We start from the raw sequence: 18562 nt of genomic DNA on the forward strand, positions 1-18562 counted from the left end.
GGAACCGGGCGCCCGGCCGGCCGTGCCGGGCAGTTAACCAGACGTTAGGGTTAACAGTCTATTGCTGACACGCTCAGTTGGATCCATTCGCCCGATTTCGTGAGTCACAGTGCCATGCGTCGACAGTCCAATTTGACCCGGCATCTCGCTTCCGCAGCCCTCATGACGGTCTTGGCCGCGGGGCTTGGCGGTTGCCAGACCATGTCCGACGTGACCGGATCGATCGCGTCGCGCTCGGATCCCACGCCCGACGATCCACGTCGCGCCGTCGAGCTCTATGGCGAGCGTTATCGCAAGAACCCCAAGGATGTCGACGCGGCGATCGCCTACGGCCAGGCGTTGCGCATGAGCGGACAGCGTTCGCAGGCCTGCGCCGTGCTGGAGCAGGCCACGCTCGCCAGCCCCGGCAGCAAGCCGCTGCTCGCCGCCTATGGCCGTGCGCTCGCCGACAACGGCAATTCGCAGGCTGCGTTCGACGTGTTGAGCCGCGCGCACAGCCCGGACAATCCGGACTGGCGGATCCTGTCGGTGCAGGGCACCACGCTCGACAAGTTGAACCGGCACGAGGAAGCGCGGCGCTATTACGCGAGTGCGCTGCGGTTGGCTCCGGACGAGCCGTCGGTGCTGTCCAATCTCGGTCTCTCCTACATGCTGACCAAAGAATTGCCGAAGGCAGAAGAGACGCTGCGCCAGGCCTATGCCAGCGCCCGCGCCGACACCCGCATCCGGCAGAACCTTGCGCTGGTGGTCGGCCTGCAGGGCCGCTTCGCGGAGGCCGAAACCATCGTCAAGGCCGACCTGCCGGCGGATGAGGCGGCGGCCAACGTCGCCTATCTCCGCGACATGTTGAACCGCAAGGACGGGCCGCGGACCGCATCACGCGCCGCACCTGTCGTCGCCAAGGACGACTAGCTCTCCGCTCCTTTTGCGCTCGATAGCGCAGCTCTCGGCTCGCGAAGCCCATGTGCGCACAAAAGAAAACGCCCGGCATTGCCGGGCGTTTTCGTAGGCGCTGCTTGCGCAGCTCAGTGCATCGTGGCGATCTTGATGTAGGACGGCCCGAGGATCACGATGAACAGGCAAGGCAGGAAGAACAGGATCATCGGCACAGTCAGCTTGGGCGGCAGCGCCGCGGCCTTCTTCTCGGCTTCGTTCATGCGCATGTCGCGGTTTTCCTGCGCCATCACGCGCAGGCTCTGCCCGAGCGGCGTGCCGTAACGTTCGGATTGCTGCAAGGCCATGCAGACCGACTTCACGCCTTCGAGGCCGGTGCGGCGCGCCAGGTTCTCGTAGGCGGACTTGCGGTCCTGCAGGTAGGACAATTCCGCGGTGGTCAGCGCGAACTCCTCCGACAGCGCGATCGACTGTCCGACGATCTCGTTGGCGACCTTGCGGAACGCGACCTCGACCGACATGCCCGACTCGATGCAGATCAGCAGCAGGTCGAGTGAATCAGGGAAGGCGCGCTTGATCTGAAGTTGGCGCTTGGAGATCGCATTCTTCAGGAACAGCATCGGCGCCTGCAGACCGGCATAGGCCGCGCCGACGCAAATGCCGATCTTGAGCGTCAGCGACCAGGTCGCGCCCGCGATGAAGAAAGTGTAGATGATTGCGGCGATCAGCATCAGAACCGGCGTGATCGCCCGCGCTGCCAGGAAGTAGACATACGGCGCATGGCCGCGATAGCCGGCCATCACGAGCTTCTCGATTGCCGCTTCCTGAGCCAGCCATTTGGTGAGGTTCAGGTCATCCACCATCTTGGAGACGGCCTGCCTCGGCGTCTGGCGCAGCGTCACCTTTTCCGACTTGGCCAGGCGTTCGCGCTCGCGCTGCCGGAGGCGTTCGCGCTCGCTGGCGACGGCCTTCATCCGCTTGTTGAGGTCGCCGCCGGCGAGCAGCGGCATCACCAGCGTGTAGACCGTCGCGCTTGCCGCGAAGAAGGCAAGCAGCATGGTCATGAACCTGACGTCGTGGAGCTTGGCGACCATAATATCAATCATGCTGCACCGTCAGAAATCGAAGTTGATCATCTTCTTCATCACCAGCACGCCGCACGTCATCCAGAGCGCGCAGCCGACCAGCATCAGCTGGCCCATCGAGTTCGTCCACAGCAGGGCGATGTAGTCCGGCGTCGTGAGGAACACGAGGATCATCACGATCGGCGGCAGCGAGCCGATGATGGCGGCGGAGGCCTTCGCTTCCATCGACATTGCCTGGATCTTCTCGGCCATCTTCTTGCGGTCGCGCAGCACCCGCGACAAATTGCCGAGCGCTTCGGACAAGTTGCCGCCGGACTTCTGCTGGATCGCGATCACGATGCCGAAGAAATTCGCCTCCGGCAGCGGCATGCGCTCGTAGAGCCGGGCGCAGGCCTCGCCGAGCGGCATGCCGATCGCCTGGGTCTCGATGATCGCGAGGAACTCGCTGCGCAGCGGCTCGGGCGCGTCGTTGACCACCGCCTTGAGCGATTCGAACAGCGGCAGGCCGGCCTTGATGCCGCGCACGATGACGTCGACGGCGTCGGGCAGCGCCTTCAGGAATGCTTTCTCCCGCCGCTTCTTCAGGAAGCCGAGCAGCCAGCGCGGAGCGCCGAGGCCCATTGCGAAGCCGATGCCAGCCGCACCGAGCAGTCCCCCGCCGACCATGAAGGCCGTGCCGAACCCGAACAGGCCGAGGGCGCCGGAGATCATCCAGAATTTCTGCTCCGACCACTCCAGTCCGGCCTGCGAGATGCGGACGCCGAGCGGGACTTTCTTGTCCTTCTGCCGCCGCGCCTCGAGCTCCTTCAGCGACCCTTCGACCTGCTCGCGGCGGGAGCGCTGCGTGCGCTCACTGCCTCGTGTCGTCGACTGCTCGTTGCGCGCCACTGATGCACGGCGCGACTCGGCCTTCTTTTCCCCAGAGAGGTAGGGATACAGGAAGACCCAGGCGATGCCGCCCACGGTGGTGGCGGCGAGGAAGGCCAGAGCGAGCGTTTGCGTCTGCATCCTGCGCTCCCCTAGACCGGCGCCGGCGAGTCGGAGGCGTCCAGCGCCGCCGCAAGCCGCTTCTCTTCATTGTAGTAGCGCGCCCGCTCCCAGAAGCGCGGCCGGCCGATGCCGGTCGAGCGGTGCTTGCCGATGATCTTGCCGTTGGCGTCTTCCCCGACCACGTCGTAGAGGAAGATGTCCTGGGTGATGATGGTGTCGCCTTCCATGCCCATCACCTCGGTGATGTGGGTGATGCGGCGCGAACCGTCGCGCAGGCGCGCAGCCTGCACGATGATGTCGACCGAGGCGCAGATCATCTCGCGAATGGTGCGTGAGGGAAGCGAGAAGCCGCCCATCGTGATCATGGATTCGCAGCGCGACAGGGCTTCGCGGGGATTGTTGGCGTGCAGCGTGCCCATCGAGCCGTCGTGGCCGGTGTTCATCGCCTGCAACAGGTCGAATGCCTCGGGTCCGCGGACTTCGCCGACGATGATGCGCTCGGGACGCATACGCAGGCAGTTGCGTACCAGCTCGCGCATCGTGACCTGGCCCTCGCCTTCGATGTTCGGTGGCCGGGTTTCCAGCCTCACCACATGCGGCTGCTGCAGCTGAAGTTCGGCGGCGTCTTCGCAGGTGATGATGCGTTCGTCGTGCTCGATATAGTTGGTCAGGCAGTTCAGCAGCGTGGTCTTGCCCGAACCGGTACCGCCCGAGATGATCACGTTGCAGCGGACCCGGCCGATGATCTGCAGGATGGTCGCCCCTTCCGGCGTGATCGCGCCGAACTTGACGAGCTGCTCCAGCGTCAGTTTGTCCTTCTTGAATTTGCGGATGGTGAGCGCGGGTCCGTCGATCGCCAGCGGCGGCACGATGGCGTTGACGCGCGAGCCGTCGGCGAGGCGGGCGTCGCAGATCGGCGAGGATTCGTCGACGCGCCGGCCGACCTGGCTGACGATGCGCTGGCAGATGTTGAGCAGCTGCTGGTTGTCGCGAAAGCGGATGCCGGTGCGCTGGATCTTGCCGGCGACTTCGATGAACACGGTGCCTGCGCCGTTGACCATGATGTCGGCGATGTCGTCGCGCGACAGCAGGGGCTCCAGCGGTCCGTAGCCGAGCACGTCGTTGCAGATGTCGTCGAGCAGCTCTTCCTGCTCGGCGATCGACATCACGATGTTCTTGATCGCGATGATCTCGTTGACGATGTCGCGGATTTCCTCGCGCGCCGACTCGCTGTCCAGCTTGGCGAGCTGGGCAAGGTCGATCGCCTCGATCAGGGCGCCGAAGATCGTTGCCTTGACCTGATAGTAGTTGTCCGAGCGGCGGGCTTCGACGGCGGGAGCCGGCGGCGGCGGCTTGGCAGGGGCCAGCGGCGGCGACGAGATCGTCGGGGCGGCGGGCTCGCGCGCCATCGGCGACGATCCGGCAGGCTCCGGCGTCTGAAAGGCGGGCTTGGGTGCCCGCAAATCCCCATCGTTTCCGCTACGCTTACCAAACACGACGTCTTGACTCCACGCGGACCACTATTTGGACCGCAGCTTTTCGAGCAGGGGCGACAGGAAGGACCCCCTCGGCTTCTTGGTTTCGCCGCGGCCTGTCAGCCGCTGCGCCATCTGCAGAAACATCTCGACTGCGCGGTGATTGGCGGAGATCTCCGCGATCATCTGGCCGTTGTTGGCGGCTGAACCGAAGATCTGCGGATCGAACGGGATGGCGGCGATCGGCTGGCTTTCGATCGCCTTGGCGAATTCACCCGCTGCGATCTCCGGACGCTTCGGCACGCCGACCTGGTTCAGGCAGTACAGCGGCGCCCGGTCATTCGGCCGTGACGCCTTCAGGAGGTCGAACATGTTCTTGGCGTTGCGCAGATTGGCGAGATCGGGCGCCGCCACGATCAGGATGTCGTCGGCTGCGATCAGCGCGCGCTTGGTCCAGCCGGACCATTGGTGCGGCACGTCGAGCACGATGCAGGGCATCGTGGTGCGCAGCGTGTCGAAGATCGCATCGAACGCTTCGGCGCCGAATCGTAGACCTTGTCGAGCGTCGCCGGCGCCGCCAGCAGGCTGAGGTGGTCGGTGCATTTCGACAGCAGGCGGTCGACGAAGGCGGTATCGACGCGGTCCGGCGAGAACACGGCATCGGCGATGCCCTGCGCCGGATCCTGGTTGTAGTTGAGGCCGGCGGTGCCGAACGCAAGGTCGAGATCGGCCACCACGGAATCGAGCGCCAGATCGCGGGCGATCGCCCAGGCGATATTGTGCGCGATCGTCGAGGCGCCGACGCCGCCCTTGGCGCCGACGATGGCGACGACGCGGCCGACCGCCTTGGCTTCCGGCGCCGAGAACAGGTTGCAGACCGCGCGTACCACGTCGATCGCATGCGCCGGCGCAATCACGTAGTCGCTGACGCCGCGGCGCACCAGCTCGCGGTACAGCGTGACGTCGTTGACCCGGCCGATCACGACCACCCTCGTGCCGGCGTCGCACACCGTGGCGAGCTGGTCGAGGCCGGCCAGAATGTCGCTGCGGCCCTCGGTCTCCAGGATGATGACGTTGGGCGTCGGCGCCGAGCGATAGGCCTCGATGGCGGCCGCCATGCCGCCCATCTGGATCTTGAGGTGAGCCTTGGCCAGCCGGCGATCCTCGCCCGCCGACTGCACGGCGGCGGCGGTCTCGACCGTTTCGCAGAACGCCTGAACCGAAACCCGTGGCGCCGGAGCAATATGGTCGTCCACGGCCTGCGGCGGGGCGTCCGTCTGCTCTTCGGAGTTTTGCTGCGCGTAGGTGATCATTTTCCTGTGTCGCTTAGCTTGGCCCTGTCGGCCTCGGGATACGTCGTGGCAGTGGTGGTGCCCTTGCGGTACTTGTCGAAGGCGATATTGCGGCGCGACGTGTACGCAGGGGTCTCCGCGCGCGGCTGCACGAGGTCAGTCGGGTCTTCGACCATGGCGGCAAGGTTGCGCTGATTGGCGCAGCCGAAATTGTAGTACTGCTTGTTCTGGATGTAGGACCCGTTGTGCATCGACGGGCCGAGATCCTCCGGCCAGAGCCCGCACGGCCCGGCCTCCGCCTTCATCTTGGGATAGTTCACGCGGATCGCAGGCATCAGGCGCGGGTTCTCGGGATGGTACTTGCGCACGAGGATCCCGCGCGGCGGTACGCCGGCCGCGGCAAAGGTCGCCTGGATCTCGCGCAGTGATTCCTGCGCGGGCCGGGCATTCGGCGTGTCGACGGGAACGTCGATGGTGACGGCGCCGGTGCCTTCGCGCATCCAGTCCTGCGCCATTCCCATCACCTCGGCGCGCTGCTCCGCGGTCAGGCCACCGCGGCTGCGGCCGACGAACACCACGATCGAGCGGTCGGCCTCGGTGACGGCGATCGGGTGACGCAGGCGATAGTCGGCCGGCGAATCCACCATCGCGAGGCTGTTGTCGGCCGCGTGCTGGCAGGCGCCGAGCGTCATGGCAAGGCCGACGAGCGCTCCGGCGAGACTGACGGTGCGCTTGTGATCGGCGGATGGTCTGGGTGTGGTCTGTGTCATCGTCCGCCTCAGTCGGTAATGAAGCCGTAGGTGCCGCGGTAATTCCGCGCCGGCTCGCTGCGGCCCGGCACGCCGTAGATGCGATTGAGGCTGCCCAGCAGGTCGGCCTGCGGATCGGATGCGTTGGCGAAGCCGTCATCCGGGCGCGAGAGGTCCTTCTGTGCCACCGCGCGAACCACATAGGGCGTCACCAGCACCATAAGTTCGGTCTGGTTGTTGACGAAGTCGCGGCTGCGGAACAGCGTGCCGAGCACCGGCAGCGACGCCAGCCCCGGAAGGCCGTTGATCGCCTGCTTGGTCTGGTCCTGGATCAGGCCGGCCATGGCCATCGAGCCGCCCGAGGGAATCTCCAGCGTGGTCTCGGCGCGGCGGGTCTTGATCGAGGGGATCGTCGTTCCACCTGCCCCGCCCGTCAGTGCGTTCTCGGTCGAGACTTCCGACACTTCGGTCATGACGCGCAGGCTGATCCGGCCTTCGGTCAGCACCACCGGCGTGAAGTTGAGCGAAATGCCGAATTTCTTGAAGCTGACGGTCTGAACGCAATTCCCGATCGTGCCGGTCGACGAAGTCTGACAGGTCACGCCGGTCGGAATTGGAAACTCGCCGCCCGAGATGAAGGTTGCCGATTCGCCCGAGATCGCGGTCAGGTTCGGTTCGGCGAGCGTCCGCACCACGCCGGCGCTTTCCATGGCGCGGAGCGTCGCCGTCACCGACGATCCGAACTGCGTGGTGAGATTGTTGCCGGAGACCAGCGGTCCGCTGTTCGCGGTGAACGGGTTGCTGTTGGCGAATTTCACCACGGTCGTGCCGTAGTTGAGGTTGGCGGTGAGGTCGATGCCGAGCTGCTTGATCAGGCTGCGCGAGACTTCGGCGACCGTGACTTTGAGCATCACCTGGTCGCGGCCGCGAACCGCGATGGAGTTCACGACCTTGTCGGGGCCGCCGACCAGCCGGGTGGCGATCTCGCCGGCCTGCTGCGCATCGACCGGGCTCGCCGCGCTGCCGGTCAGCATCACGCCGTCGCCGACGCCCTCGATCTGGATATCGGAATTCGGCAGCGCCGCGCGCAGCGCCTGACGTACGCCGTTGAGGTCGCGCTTGACCGCGATGTCATAGGCCGCGATCTGCTGTCCGGCGGCGTCGAAGAACACGATGTTGGTCTGGCCGACGGTTGCGCCGATGATGTAGGCGCGTTGCGCCGAGCGGACCACGGCGTTGGCGATCTTGGGATCGGCCACCAGCACGTCCTTGATGTCCCTGGGCAGGTCGATCACGATCGATTTGCCGACGCCGAGCGAGAGGAAACGGGCGTTCATCTGGCCGCCGTCGGCCGATGCGGCAGGGGCAGGCGCGGCGCGATAATCGCTCGCCACCACCGGCGTCAGCGCCGGGTTCAGCGAGAGCGCCGTGACGGCCGAGAACGACAATGCGCGGACCATGAAGGCCCGCATCGTCCGTTGAGTTGCCCCGCCCTTCATCACGTGTGTCCTCATGGTCACTTCTGCATCGTTGCCTGGTTGGCAACGCCGAAGCGGATGACGTTGATCGTCTCACCGCGCCTCGAGTGGTTGTCGTCGATCTTGGTTTCGGGCGCGTTGTTGTCGGCGATGCTGCGCAGCGCCAGCGACAGGACGCCGCTCTGGCGCGCGCGCGCCAGCGTTTCGGTCTGTTCGGGCTTCAGCTCCAGCGTCACCGTCTTGCCGATCAGTGCGTTGGTGCCGTCCTTTTCCTTCGGCGCCTGGTCGATCGCCAGCACGCGGATATTGGTCAGGATCACCTCGGAATTGACGATGTCGGCGCCGTTGCGGTCCGGATTCTTGTCGCGCTTCGACAGCAGGACGTCGACCCGGTCATTCGGCAGGATGAAGCCGCCGGCGCCGGTCTCGGGCGAGATTTCGGTCGATACCGCCCGCATGCCGGTCGGCAGGATCGCGGCCATGAAGCCGCTCCCGTCGGCCTTGACGAGCTTCTGCTCGCGAATCGGCTCGCCCTGGATGAACGGCGCACGCGCGATCGAACCGGTGACGTCCTTGATCGCTTCGGCGTGGCTGTCCCTGCGCATGAAGCTGGCGCTGGCGGTTGCTGCCGGCCAGGTCTGCCACTGCAAATCCTCGGGCTTCACGGCCTGGCCGAGACCGATGTCGGTTTTCGCGACCAGGATGTCGACGGTGGGCAGCTGCGCGACCGGCGGAGGCGGCGCCGGTTTGTCGTCGCTTCCGCTCGCCAAATAGAGCGCCGCTAGGCCGGCGCAGCCTGCAATTGCCAGGACCAGAATGCGGGCCTTATCCATTACGCTTCACTTTCCACATGACGCCGCGACGCTGCCGCCGCCGTGATGGGAGTTGACCAGCTATTCGTCAAAGCATGGTTAATGAGGCGTATCTAAATCGCCTTAACGAGCGGTTACCGCTACTTTCTCAGCGCAAGGCGAAGTGCGCGAGATCGATCGTCTTGATCCAGTCCGTCTCCGGATAGATCAGCAGGGCGCCGAGGGCGAGTGCGATGCCGTAGGGGATGCCGGTCTGCTTGTCGTGCAGGCGGCTGAGCCAGGCCTGGGACGCGAGCGGGTAGGGCAGCGGCCACTGCCGGAGCTGCAGCAGCAGCACGGTCAGCGCGCCGCCGAACAGCGAGGCAAAGACCAGATAGGGGAGCAGATGCTCGAAGCCGAACCACAGTCCGGCCGCGGCCGCGACCTTGGCGTCTCCGCCGCCGACCCAGCCCATCGCGAACATGCCGAATGCGACCACCAGTACCAGCGCGCCGGCGCCGGCATGGCTGAGGATGTCGTGGACGCCCATCCCGGTCAGCGGTGCCAGGGCGAAGAAGCCGGCCACCAGCGCCAGCGAGATCCGGTTCGGGATCGTCATGGTCAACAGATCGCTCGCCGCCGCAAAGGCCATCAGGGCCGGAAACAGCATCAGGCGTGCGATGTCGAGGATCATGGATTCATGCCGTCAAGCTGGAGCTGCGGTCGAGACCCGACGCTAGCGGCCAATGGTGAACAATCGGGAAAGGACTGCTGGCGCCGCGACGGAGGTCGCCGGGCAGCCCCGACAAATAGCAAAGGTCCCGGGTTTGCCGGGACCTTTGATGCGAGTTCGTCGGAACCGACTTACTTCAGCGAACCGGCGATCGTGCTGAAGGTGCCCGAGAGCTTGGTGCCGACGCCGTTGACTGCAGCGATGATCGCGATGGCGATACCGGTGGCGATCAGGCCGTATTCGATGGCGGTCGCGCCCGACTCGTCCTTCACGAAGCGCGAAACGAGGTTCTTCATAAGTAACTCCTGTGTACACGTGGCTGGTCGAACTAGGTTTGGTCTCGTCGGCGTTCTCAGCACCGTGACCATTGCGGCACCCTACGGTTCGACAATTTCGGTGCAGTTAATTTGATCGCACAAACACAGCGGGAACCCGCACTTGTTGCGCACAGTAAATTTGGGATTAAGCGGACCGCTCAGATTGCAGGTTGTTGCTGAGAACCCGCTGCGGGCACCTGTTCACGGCTCCTTAAGTGCACATCTGTACCCATGGAGCGTCCGTCAAAAGAGGCCGTCATGCCCAGCCTTCCCTTTGAAGTCATCGAGATGATCGGCCAGACGATGATGAAGGTGGTGCCGATCACCATCGCGCTGGCGCTGGTCTTCACGGTGCTCGCCCATTTCTGGGCCTGCAATCCCGGCAAGCCGTGGTGGCAGAAGCGTGAGCTGATCACCGACATCTGTTACTGGTTCTTCGTGCCGGTGTTCGCCCGCGTGCTGCGCATCGGGCTCCTGGTGGTGGGCGCGGCCGCGGTGTTCAATGTCCACGGCGCCGACGATTTGATCGCGTTCTATGAGAACGGGCATGGCCCGCTGGCGCAGCTTCCGCTCTGGCTGCAGTCGATCATCTTCCTCGTCGGCTCCGATTTCATGCTGTACTGGCTGCACCGGATGTTCCACCGCGGCGACTTCTGGAAGTACCACGCCATTCATCACTCCTCCGAGGATCTTGAATGGATCTCGGCGGCACGCTTCCATCCCGTCAATCTTCTGATCGGCACGATCACCGTCGACGTGATTCTGCTGATGGCCGGAATCTCGCCGAACATCATGCTGTGGGTCGGACCGTTCACCACGTTCCACTCGGCATTCGTCCACGCCAACCTGAACTGGACGCTTGGCCCGTTCAAATATGTGATCGCGACGCCGGTGTTTCACCGCTGGCATCACACCGGTCTCGAGGACGGCGGCGACACCAATTTCGCTGGCACGTTCCCGCTCTGGGATATTCTGTTCGGGACGTTCCGCATGCCCGAAGGCAAGCTTCCGGAAGATTACGGTGTCGATGCCGAGCAGGGCGTGCCGAGCGAGATCGGCGGACAGCTGGCCTATCCGTTCCGGCAATGACGCCGGTGGCCGCCAGGTGCCATCATGAGCGTTGAGACGGCGACCTTCCCGCGGGCGAAAGCTCCGCGCTCGCCGAGGTCCCGGCCTGGTTCTGGATCGCGTGCGGCGTCTATGCGCTGCTGCTGTTCGTCGGCGACCGGCTGCTCGCCGATTCCGATACCTACTGGCAGATTGCGGTCGGCCGCTGGATCCTCGACCATCGCACGCTGCCGTCGGTCGACATCTATTCGTACACCAAGGCCGGTGCGCCGTGGGTGTCGTCGTCCTGGCTGGCGCAGATTCTGTTCGCGAAGGCCTATGACCTCGCCGGGTGGACCGGCCCGGCGGCGCTGGCCGCGGCCTGTGCCGCCGCCAGCTTCGCATTGCTGACCGCTATCCTCAGCCGCGCGCTGCCGGCAATCTACGCCAGCCTGATCGCCCTTGCGGCGCTGGTCCTGACGTGCGGGCATCTGCTGGCTCGTCCGCATGTGCTGGTGATGCCGATCATGCTGGTCTGGGCGAACGGCCTGATTACCGCCAGCGAACGCCGCGAGGCGCCTTCGTTCTGGCTGCTGCCGCTGATCGCGCTGTGGGCCAACCTGCATGGCGGCTTTCTGTTTGGCCTGGTGCTGGTCGGTGCATTTGCGCTCGATGCGCTGTGGAACGCCCTGCCGGCCCAAAGGCCGGCGCTGGCGCTGCGCTGGGCAGCGTTCGGCATCGGTGCGCTGGCTGCGTGCTGCGTGACCCCCTATGGGTGGGGCTCGATCCTCGCCTCGCTGAAGATTCTCGGTCTCGGTGAATTGCTGCATCTCATCCAGGAGTGGCGGCCGGCGACCTTCAGCGAGATCGACCCGTTCGCGCTGTCCATCCTCGGCCTGCTCGGCGCGGCGCTCTATTACGGGGCAAGGTTGCCGCTGCCGCGAATTCTCCTGGTGCTGGGCTTGCTGCACATGGCCCTGTCCCACATCAGAAATCTTGAGCTGTTCGCGCTGCTGCTGCCGCTCGCTGTGCTCACGCCGGTCGCAACCCAGTTCCGGCTGCGCGGCTCTGGTATCGTTCGCCCGAGGGCCGTTCCGGCGGCGATCCTTGTCGCCGGACTTTGCACATGGACCTCAATCGCGGCGGCGCGTCAGGTGCTATCGCCACCGCCGACCCATTCGCCGGCTGCCGCGGTTGACGCGATGAAGGCGCGCCACGTCAAGCGGGTGCTCAACGATCTGCAGTTCGGTGGCTATCTGATCTGGCGTCAGGTGCCGGTGTTCATCGACGGGCGCGCCGAGCTCTACGGCGAGACGTTCGGGATGAGCCTCGCCCGCGCGCTTCAGCTCAAGGACGTCAACGGTTTCCTCAGCCTGCTCAAGACTTACGACATCGATGCGGTGATGCTGGCGCCGGACACGCCGGCCTCCAGATTACTGGATCATATCGAAGGATGGCAGCGCCTCTACGCCGACGATCGCGTGGTCGTTCACGTCCGCACCGCCAGCTGAAGCCGTTGCGGTCATACAACGTGGGTCGCCGCGAAGCGGCGCTCAAGTCCTGCTGACGGACGGCCCGGCAGAGCGACGAGCGATGAGGATGGCGGCAATGGTCAGCCCGCCGCCGGCCAGGACGTCGGCGAGGTGATGACCTCCCACGGGCATCGTCGCGACGATCATAGTTGCGTTCACGACGAACACGGGAACGACGAGCCAGCGGGTGTCGCGCGCAGCATAGATCGTCATGACGCCGAGCATGGTGTGGAACGAGGGAAAGCTGACGATGCCGTCGACGCTTGCCATGTCGACCACCGACAGCGATCCGTCTCGCAACATCGAGAAGGTCCGTCCGAACGTCCACATGTCGCCGAGCGCAGCAAAGTGCTCGTAGCTTTGCGGGGCGGGGTGGAAATAGGCGAACGCGCCCGCGGCGAGGATCAGCCACATGCCGACGCACAGCGCAACCGCGCTCAAGCTGAGAACGGCGATGAACTCCGCGAGCCTGTCGCCGCGCCGTTGCAGGATCAGCCACCCGAGCACCAGTTGTGACACCAGGCCGGTGCTTTGGTAGGCCGTCGTCAGCATCGTCGCGACGAACGAATGCGAGTTGGTCGCGGCCAGGAAGGTCAGCCAATCGAAGCCCAGCAGATGATCGACGCCGGCCAGAACGTCGTCCCTGAGCGGCAGCTCGATGCTGCGATCAGATAGCTGAGCGTGCTGCCCGCGGTCAGGAGCACGCTGATCGGCAGCAGCGCGCGCCAGAACAACTCGGTCATGAACAGGCCGCGCCGCAACAGGATGGCCGGACGTCGCTGGTCGGCGCCAAGCCGGTTGGAGGCAATGGCGAGGAACGCGGCTGCAATCGCGCAATATGCGATGCCTTGCAGGATCGAGATCCAGTTCGAGGACGCGAACGAGAGCCCGGAGTTGGGCAGCCAGATCGCGTCGGCCAGGATACACGCGACGATGCAGGACCATGCGATCGCCATGTGGCGCTGCGCGGCGTCGCCGAAGTCGCTGAACATCAGCCAGCGCACCGCGGCGCCACGGATCCGGGCTGGGTCGACTATCAGGCCGCGGGCGCCGGAGCCGGCGGCGCTCTTTTCGATTCTTGATACCGACGACACGTGCTGCGCTTTGTGCTTGTGGCTGGCGCAGAAACTGCTTGGAGTCTCTTAAGATTGGGATAACCCCGGAACAGGCGATTCGATGACGCGCTGCCGCGGCGGCAAGATGACGGCATCGGCGACCGGGCATTCCCGGGCGAGGTCGCGGACATCAGGCTTGCCGGCCAGGGAAGTCGTGACATCCGCGCAATTAGGCGGTCGATTTTTGCTCTTCTTAAATGAATTGCCGTCAGATTTGCCTGCGTCGGGCGCGGTCCGCTGCGTATCGCCTTTGCCGGCTTGTTCACGTCCCGGGGTAGAGTATGTCGTTTCAGTCCCAAAGCATTCGCGCCGTCGCGCGCATTGGATTCATCTCGCTGGCCGCAGCCGTGCTGCTCGGGCCCGCGCTGGCAACGGCTGCGCCCGATCCGGATCGGATCGCGGTCAACGTCGATCAGGCCAAGCTCGTCAAGCTGCCCGGCGGCATCGCCACGATCGTGGTCGGCAATCCCCTGATTGCCGACGTCACCCTGCAGAATGGCGGGGTCGTGGTCGTGACCGGCAAGGGCTATGGCGCGACCAATTTCATCGCACTCGACCGCACCGGCCAGGTGCTGGTGGATCGCCAGATCCAGGTCGAAGGTCCGACCGATCAGCTTGTCACCGTCTACCGCGGCATCGATCGCGAGACCTACAGCTGCATGCCGGTCTGTCAGCGCCGCATCACCCTCGGCGATGGCGACACCTATTTCAGGGCGACCATGGAACAGGCCGGTACGCTCAACAATCAGGCCACCGGCTCGGGGGGAGCCGCGAAGCCGCAGAACTGACGCGCGCTTCACACGCCGGCGCCGCGGCCGATCGCAGGTCGTTCGCCGGCATGCTTAACAATGGCCTAACGGATCGGGTCGCTCTGTCTCGATCCGGCGAAATACTTCGACAATGACTCTTGGGTAGTTGTTGCCGCCATGTTGATCCGGGGTCGTTGATGCCGCTGACCGCCTATTCTTTCGCACGCCTCCTCCGTCGCTTTCGCCGAGACCGCCGCGGTGTAACCGTGGTGGAATTCGCGATGGTCGCGCCGCTGTTCTTCGGATTGCTTTTTGCGATCATCGAAGTGGCAATGATCTTCTTCGCCAGCCAAGTGCTCGAGACGGTGACGCAGGATTCGTCGCGTTTCATCATGACCGGCCAGGCTCAGGGCTTGAGCTATACCCAGGCGCAGTTCAAGGCGTACGTCTGTAACAAGATCACAACGCTGTTCGACTGCAACAACGGCATCTACGTCGACGTCCGCAGCTATCCGTCCGCGACGGGCTTCAGCAGTGTCAACATCACGCCGATCACCGATCCCACGCAGGTGAAGTGGTGTCCCGGCAAGGACGGCGACGTCGTGGTGGTCCGGCTGTTCTATCAATGGCAGCTGTTTGTCACCCAGCTCGGCTTCAATGCCTCGAACCTCCCCAATGGCAAGCGGCTCTTGATCGCGACTGCGACGTTCAAGAACGAGCCGTCCGGAACCGCTGGGGCCACATGCTCATGAACAAGGTCGTGAAAGCCCTGCCTGCGGCCTTGCTGCGCTCCGTTGCTGCTCTCGCGCGCGACCGCCGGGGCCTTGCCGCCGTCGAGTTCGCTTTCATCATGCCGCTGATGCTGGTGATGTTCTTCGGCACCGTCGAGTTTTCGTCCGGCGTTGCGGTCGACCGCAAGGTCACGTTGATGGCGCGCGCCGCGTCGGATCTCACCTCGCAGGCGACCCAGGTGGTGGACGCCGATCTGCAGAACTTCTTCAGCGCCAGCGTCGGCATCATGACGCCCTACGATGCATCGCCGACCAAGGTCACGCTGTCGGAAATCTACGTCGATAATTCGAACATCGCGCATATCCAGTGGAGCAAGTCCGGGACGATCGCCTCGGGTGCGACGCAGGCCACGGTGACGGCCTCGAGCCGCAGTCAGGGTGACATCGTGACAAGCGTCGTTCCGTCGGCGCTGCTGGTTGCGGGTACCTATCTGATCTTCAGCGAAGTGAGCTACAAATACGTTCCGGCGGTCGGCTATGTGATGGCCAAGGCTGGCCTTACTCTCAGCGACGTTGCCTTCACGCGGCCGCGGCAGTCGATTTGCGTGTACTATGCCCCGACATCCGCGACCATGCCGACGACCTGCTCGACGTATTAAGGCGCAGATATTCTCGGCGTTGACGCTTTTGCGTTGTCGCCGCTAACGCCGGTTTGCGCGCTTTGAGTTCACGGCGACAGAACAACGATCCAGACAAAAGGGCCGCACCCGAAGGTGCGGCCCTTGATGCTTTAACGACAATTTCCTGGAGCTGTGCGCTCCCGGGAAATCGGCTTATCCAGCGGCGCGCAGATTGTCGGCCGAGGATTTGCCGGAACGGCGGTCAGCCACGATCTCGTAGGAGATCTTCTGGCCTTCACGCAGAGTGCCAAGGCCGGCGCGCTCGACTGCACTGATGTGCACGAACACGTCGTTCCCGCCTTCATCCGGCTGGATGAAGCCGTAGCCCTTGGTCGCGTTAAACCACTTCACGGTTCCCATGCTCACGTGGGTAGTCCCTTCTCAGATATACAAGTTCAAGACCCGCTGATCGGCGGGGTGGTGAGATCGAATTTTTGGAAGGGTCGTCAGCGTCTGAACCGGCTGTACCGGTATTGGCTAATGTCGTCCGGCCGAAAATCGATGGGTAGGATATTATTCGATAGAAGACTTCAAAACAATCCTGACGTGCGCGATTTTTTGGCCGGCGCAGCCGCCGGCCATTTGTTGCGCAGGACATCAGGACACCATGCGCGCAGCGGTTGCAGTCCGCCTGCTATCGGCGGCGGAACTGGCCGCCGCGCTGTGCTCCGCCCCGCGGCGGGCCGCCGGGCGCGCCGCTCGGACGTTCGTCCTTGTGCCGGAAAATCAGGCGGCCCTTTTCCAGATCGTAGGGCGACATTTCGATCGTGACGCGGTCGCCGGCCAGCGTCTTGATGCGGTTTTTCTTCATCTTGCCGGCGGTGTAGGCGACGATCTCGTGTCCGGCATCGAGTTGCACCCGGTAACGAGCGTCGGGGAGGATTTCGGTCACCAGTCCTTCGAACTGGATCAGCTCTTCCTTAGCCATATGGTTCTCCAGATCGAGCGACGGCTAGTGCTTCGGTCGGTTGTTGCGGTTGTGTTGCGGATTCGGCCGGCTCTCGCGATGCAAGAAGGCGACGCCCTGGATGCCTTCGCTGTTGCCGGCCTGCGACGGACGCGGCGACTCGCCCCGGCTCGTCTGCGGCGCGCCATTATTACCACCCCGACGGCGGCGGCGGCGAGGGCCTTTTGTGCCAGGAGCGGCCTCATTCCCACGGACATTATGCGCGCGGGGCGCAGAGCGGCCGCCCCGGTGCGGGTGGGTGGCCTGCGCCGGTGCCGCGGACTCGCGGTTGCCGCCTTGTGTGCGACGGTCTTCCCGCGGCACGGTAATCCGGATCAGCCGCTCGATATCGCGCAGATAGCCCATCTCCTCGGCGCCGGCGATCAGCGAGATCGCGACCCCGTCGGCACCGGCGCGCGCGGTGCGGCCGATGCGGTGGACATAGGTTTCCGGCACGTTGGGCAGGTCGAAATTCACGACATGGCTGACGCCGTCGACGTCGATGCCGCGGGCGGCGATATCGGTCGCCACCAGCGTGCGGATCTCGCCGGACCGGAACGCCGCCAGTGTGCGCTCGCGGTGGTTCTGCGACTTGTTGCCGTGGATCGCATTGGCCTCGATGCCGGCCTTGGCAAGGCTTTTCACGACCTTGTCGGCGCCGTGCTTGGTCCGGGTGAAGACCAGGGCGCGGTTGACCGGTTCCTGCTTCAGGAGCTGGGCCAGAACCGCAGGCTTGGCCGCGAAATCGACCTGGATCGCGCGCTGGGCGATCCGATCGACCGTCGAGGCGACCGGCGTCACCGCCACGCGGGCGGGATCGCGCAGCATCGCCTCGGCGAGCTCGGCGATGTCCTTGGGCATGGTGGCCGAGAAGAACAGCGTCTGGCGCCGGATCGGCAGCTTGGCGACGATTTTGCGGATGTCGTTGATGAAGCCCATGTCGAGCATGCGGTCGGCTTCGTCGAGCACTAGGAACTCGACCTGGTTCAGCTTCAGGCCGTTGCTCTGCACGAGATCGAGCAGGCGGCCGGGGGTGGCGACCAGCACCTCGACACCCTGCATCACGGCGCGCACCTGGCGGCCCATCGGTACGCCACCGATGGCGAGTGTCGAGGACAGCCGGATGTGGCGGCCATAGGTGTTGAAGCTGTCGAGAATCTGCCCGGACAGTTCGCGGGTCGGAGAGAGCACCAGTACGCGGCAGCTCTTGGGCTGCGGGCGGACGCGGTTCTCCAGCAGCCGGTGCAGGATCGGAAGCGCGAAGGACGCGGTCTTGCCGGTTCCGGTCTGGGCGATGCCGACGACGTCACGGCCGGCAAGTGCGAGCGGGATGGTCTGGGCCTGGATGGGGGTCGGCGTGAGATAGTTTTCTTCTCGAAGCGCGCGGGCGATGGGATCGGCGAGGCCGAAATCCTGAAAGGAGGTCAAAAGGTGGTTCTTTCCATAAAAGCCATCGTCGTCCCAGCCAATATCGGCTGGAATCGCATGAGGCGATCGGGACACCCGCGTGTCTGGGGCATCAAGCTGGGTTAGCTGAAAGGCGAGCCAGAAGCCGCTTGGGGCGGCATAAGAACACGCAGCTCGCGAAGGCACCGCGACTCTCGCGGGCATGGCGAGGATATGGACCAGGAACTGGGCGGTTTCAAGGTGGAATCGCTGGGATCTGCTCCCGACGTGCGCCGAACCATCGCGCAAACTGTCACAAATCAGTGCCGGAAATTTAGCCAGAAAGGCGATTTTGCTCAAAAAATAACCTGATTGCTCTTTCGGCAGCCAAATCATTGGCTCAATGTTTGAGCAGTCGTTCTCCGTATTTGCCCGGAACTCGTGGAATTATCCAGCTGGTTCATCGACTTACGGTGTCCACGCACCGTGGCACAGTTCTTGCGATTCCCTTAACCGCAGGCGGCCATGCGGCCGTTTCGCAAGCGTTCACGCCTGCGTCAGGGAGACGACAT

General features: G+C 64.5%; 19 protein-coding genes and 1 pseudogene. 6 read left to right on the forward strand and 14 right to left on the reverse strand.

Annotated elements, in window-relative coordinates:
* Positions 1-114 precede the first annotated feature (114 nt).
* Positions 115-912, forward strand: coding sequence for a tetratricopeptide repeat protein (locus ALC15_RS17215; protein ID WP_050628266.1), 798 nt, complete (start codon positions 115-117; stop codon positions 910-912).
* Positions 913-1025: 113 nt separating this feature from the next.
* Here ALC15_RS17215 and ALC15_RS17220 read toward each other — a convergent pair whose 3' ends face one another.
* The 9 genes and pseudogenes from ALC15_RS17220 to ALC15_RS17260 form a co-directional block, all read right to left on the reverse strand.
* The gene (locus ALC15_RS17220) at positions 1026-2000 is read right to left on the reverse strand and encodes a type II secretion system F family protein (RefSeq protein ID WP_050628267.1); all 975 of its coding nucleotides are present in this window, start codon (positions 1998-2000) and stop codon (positions 1026-1028) included.
* A 9-nt stretch (positions 2001-2009) separates the two neighbouring features.
* Complete coding sequence (locus ALC15_RS17225) at positions 2010-2987, reverse strand: type II secretion system F family protein (protein WP_050628268.1); 978 nt, start codon at positions 2985-2987, stop codon at positions 2010-2012.
* A gap of 11 nt (positions 2988-2998) precedes the next feature.
* Positions 2999-4465, reverse strand: a complete 1467-nt coding sequence (locus tag ALC15_RS17230) for a TadA family conjugal transfer-associated ATPase (protein ID WP_094193933.1) — start codon at positions 4463-4465, stop codon at positions 2999-3001.
* A gap of 24 nt (positions 4466-4489) precedes the next feature.
* Positions 4490-5757 (reverse strand): annotated as a pseudogene (locus tag ALC15_RS17235) (CpaE/TadZ family protein).
* Positions 5754-6506: a CpaD family pilus assembly protein gene (locus tag ALC15_RS17240; protein WP_050628270.1), complete on the reverse strand. Its 753-nt coding sequence runs from the start codon at positions 6504-6506 to the stop codon at positions 5754-5756. Before ALC15_RS17240 ends, ALC15_RS17235 begins: the two are co-directional and overlap by 4 nt.
* 8 nt (positions 6507-6514) lie before the next feature.
* Complete coding sequence (locus ALC15_RS17245) at positions 6515-7999, reverse strand: type II and III secretion system protein family protein (RefSeq protein ID WP_094193934.1); 1485 nt, start codon at positions 7997-7999, stop codon at positions 6515-6517.
* A gap of 2 nt (positions 8000-8001) precedes the next feature.
* A complete protein-coding gene (cpaB, locus tag ALC15_RS17250; RefSeq protein WP_050628271.1) occupies positions 8002-8796 on the reverse strand; it encodes a Flp pilus assembly protein CpaB in 795 nt (264 codons plus the stop codon).
* A gap of 127 nt (positions 8797-8923) precedes the next feature.
* Positions 8924-9448: an A24 family peptidase gene (locus ALC15_RS17255; RefSeq protein WP_050628272.1), complete on the reverse strand. Its 525-nt coding sequence runs from the start codon at positions 9446-9448 to the stop codon at positions 8924-8926.
* Positions 9449-9618: 170 nt separating this feature from the next.
* Positions 9619-9783: a Flp family type IVb pilin gene (locus ALC15_RS17260; protein ID WP_050422174.1), complete on the reverse strand. Its 165-nt coding sequence runs from the start codon at positions 9781-9783 to the stop codon at positions 9619-9621.
* A 279-nt stretch (positions 9784-10062) separates the two neighbouring features.
* On the opposite strand from ALC15_RS17260, the gene ALC15_RS17265 reads away from it, so the two are divergent.
* Together ALC15_RS17265 and ALC15_RS17270 are read left to right on the forward strand one after the other, a co-directional pair.
* Positions 10063-10893 (forward strand): sterol desaturase family protein, encoded by an 831-nt coding sequence (locus tag ALC15_RS17265; RefSeq protein WP_050628327.1) that lies wholly within the window; start codon positions 10063-10065, stop codon positions 10891-10893.
* A 254-nt stretch (positions 10894-11147) separates the two neighbouring features.
* Positions 11148-12362 carry a hypothetical protein gene (locus ALC15_RS17270; protein WP_200914677.1) on the forward strand — a complete coding sequence of 405 codons (1215 nt, stop codon included), beginning with the start codon at positions 11148-11150 and terminating at the stop codon, positions 12360-12362.
* 42 nt (positions 12363-12404) lie between these two features.
* Here ALC15_RS17270 and ALC15_RS46255 read toward each other — a convergent pair whose 3' ends face one another.
* Complete coding sequence (locus ALC15_RS46255; protein WP_244486125.1) at positions 12405-13043, reverse strand: phosphatase PAP2 family protein; 639 nt, start codon at positions 13041-13043, stop codon at positions 12405-12407.
* Positions 12977-13477, reverse strand: coding sequence for a hypothetical protein (locus tag ALC15_RS46260; RefSeq protein ID WP_050628274.1), 501 nt, complete (start codon positions 13475-13477; stop codon positions 12977-12979). Before ALC15_RS46260 ends, ALC15_RS46255 begins: the two co-directional genes overlap by 67 nt.
* Before the next feature lie 302 nt (positions 13478-13779).
* On the opposite strand from ALC15_RS46260, the gene ALC15_RS17285 reads away from it, so the two are divergent.
* The 3 genes from ALC15_RS17285 to ALC15_RS17295 all read left to right on the forward strand — a co-directional run bounded on the left by ALC15_RS17285 (position 13780) and on the right by ALC15_RS17295 (position 15637).
* Positions 13780-14286, forward strand: coding sequence for a pilus assembly protein N-terminal domain-containing protein (locus ALC15_RS17285; RefSeq protein WP_050628275.1), 507 nt, complete (start codon positions 13780-13782; stop codon positions 14284-14286).
* A 158-nt stretch (positions 14287-14444) separates the two neighbouring features.
* Positions 14445-14999: a TadE/TadG family type IV pilus assembly protein gene (locus ALC15_RS17290; RefSeq protein WP_050628276.1), complete on the forward strand. Its 555-nt coding sequence runs from the start codon at positions 14445-14447 to the stop codon at positions 14997-14999.
* A complete protein-coding gene (locus tag ALC15_RS17295) occupies positions 14990-15637 on the forward strand; it encodes a TadE/TadG family type IV pilus assembly protein (RefSeq protein WP_050628277.1) in 648 nt (215 codons plus the stop codon). Before ALC15_RS17290 ends, ALC15_RS17295 begins: the two co-directional genes overlap by 10 nt.
* 174 nt (positions 15638-15811) lie before the next feature.
* Here the strand turns inward: ALC15_RS17295 and ALC15_RS17300 are convergent, their stop codons facing one another.
* The 3 genes from ALC15_RS17300 to ALC15_RS17310 all read right to left on the reverse strand — a co-directional run bounded on the left by ALC15_RS17300 (position 15812) and on the right by ALC15_RS17310 (position 18032).
* Positions 15812-16024 (reverse strand): cold-shock protein, encoded by a 213-nt coding sequence (locus ALC15_RS17300; protein WP_016842648.1) that lies wholly within the window; start codon positions 16022-16024, stop codon positions 15812-15814.
* Positions 16025-16292: 268 nt separating this feature from the next.
* On the reverse strand, positions 16293-16586 hold the full coding sequence (gene infA / locus ALC15_RS17305; protein ID WP_016842649.1) for a translation initiation factor IF-1: 294 nt from the start codon (positions 16584-16586) through the stop codon (positions 16293-16295).
* A 24-nt stretch (positions 16587-16610) separates the two neighbouring features.
* Positions 16611-18032: a DEAD/DEAH box helicase gene (locus ALC15_RS17310; RefSeq protein ID WP_050628278.1), complete on the reverse strand. Its 1422-nt coding sequence runs from the start codon at positions 18030-18032 to the stop codon at positions 16611-16613.
* Between the last annotated feature and the right edge of the window lie 530 nt (positions 18033-18562).

The sequence above is a fragment of the Bradyrhizobium viridifuturi genome (assembly GCF_001238275.1).
Lineage (GTDB): Bacteria > Pseudomonadota > Alphaproteobacteria > Rhizobiales > Xanthobacteraceae > Bradyrhizobium > Bradyrhizobium viridifuturi.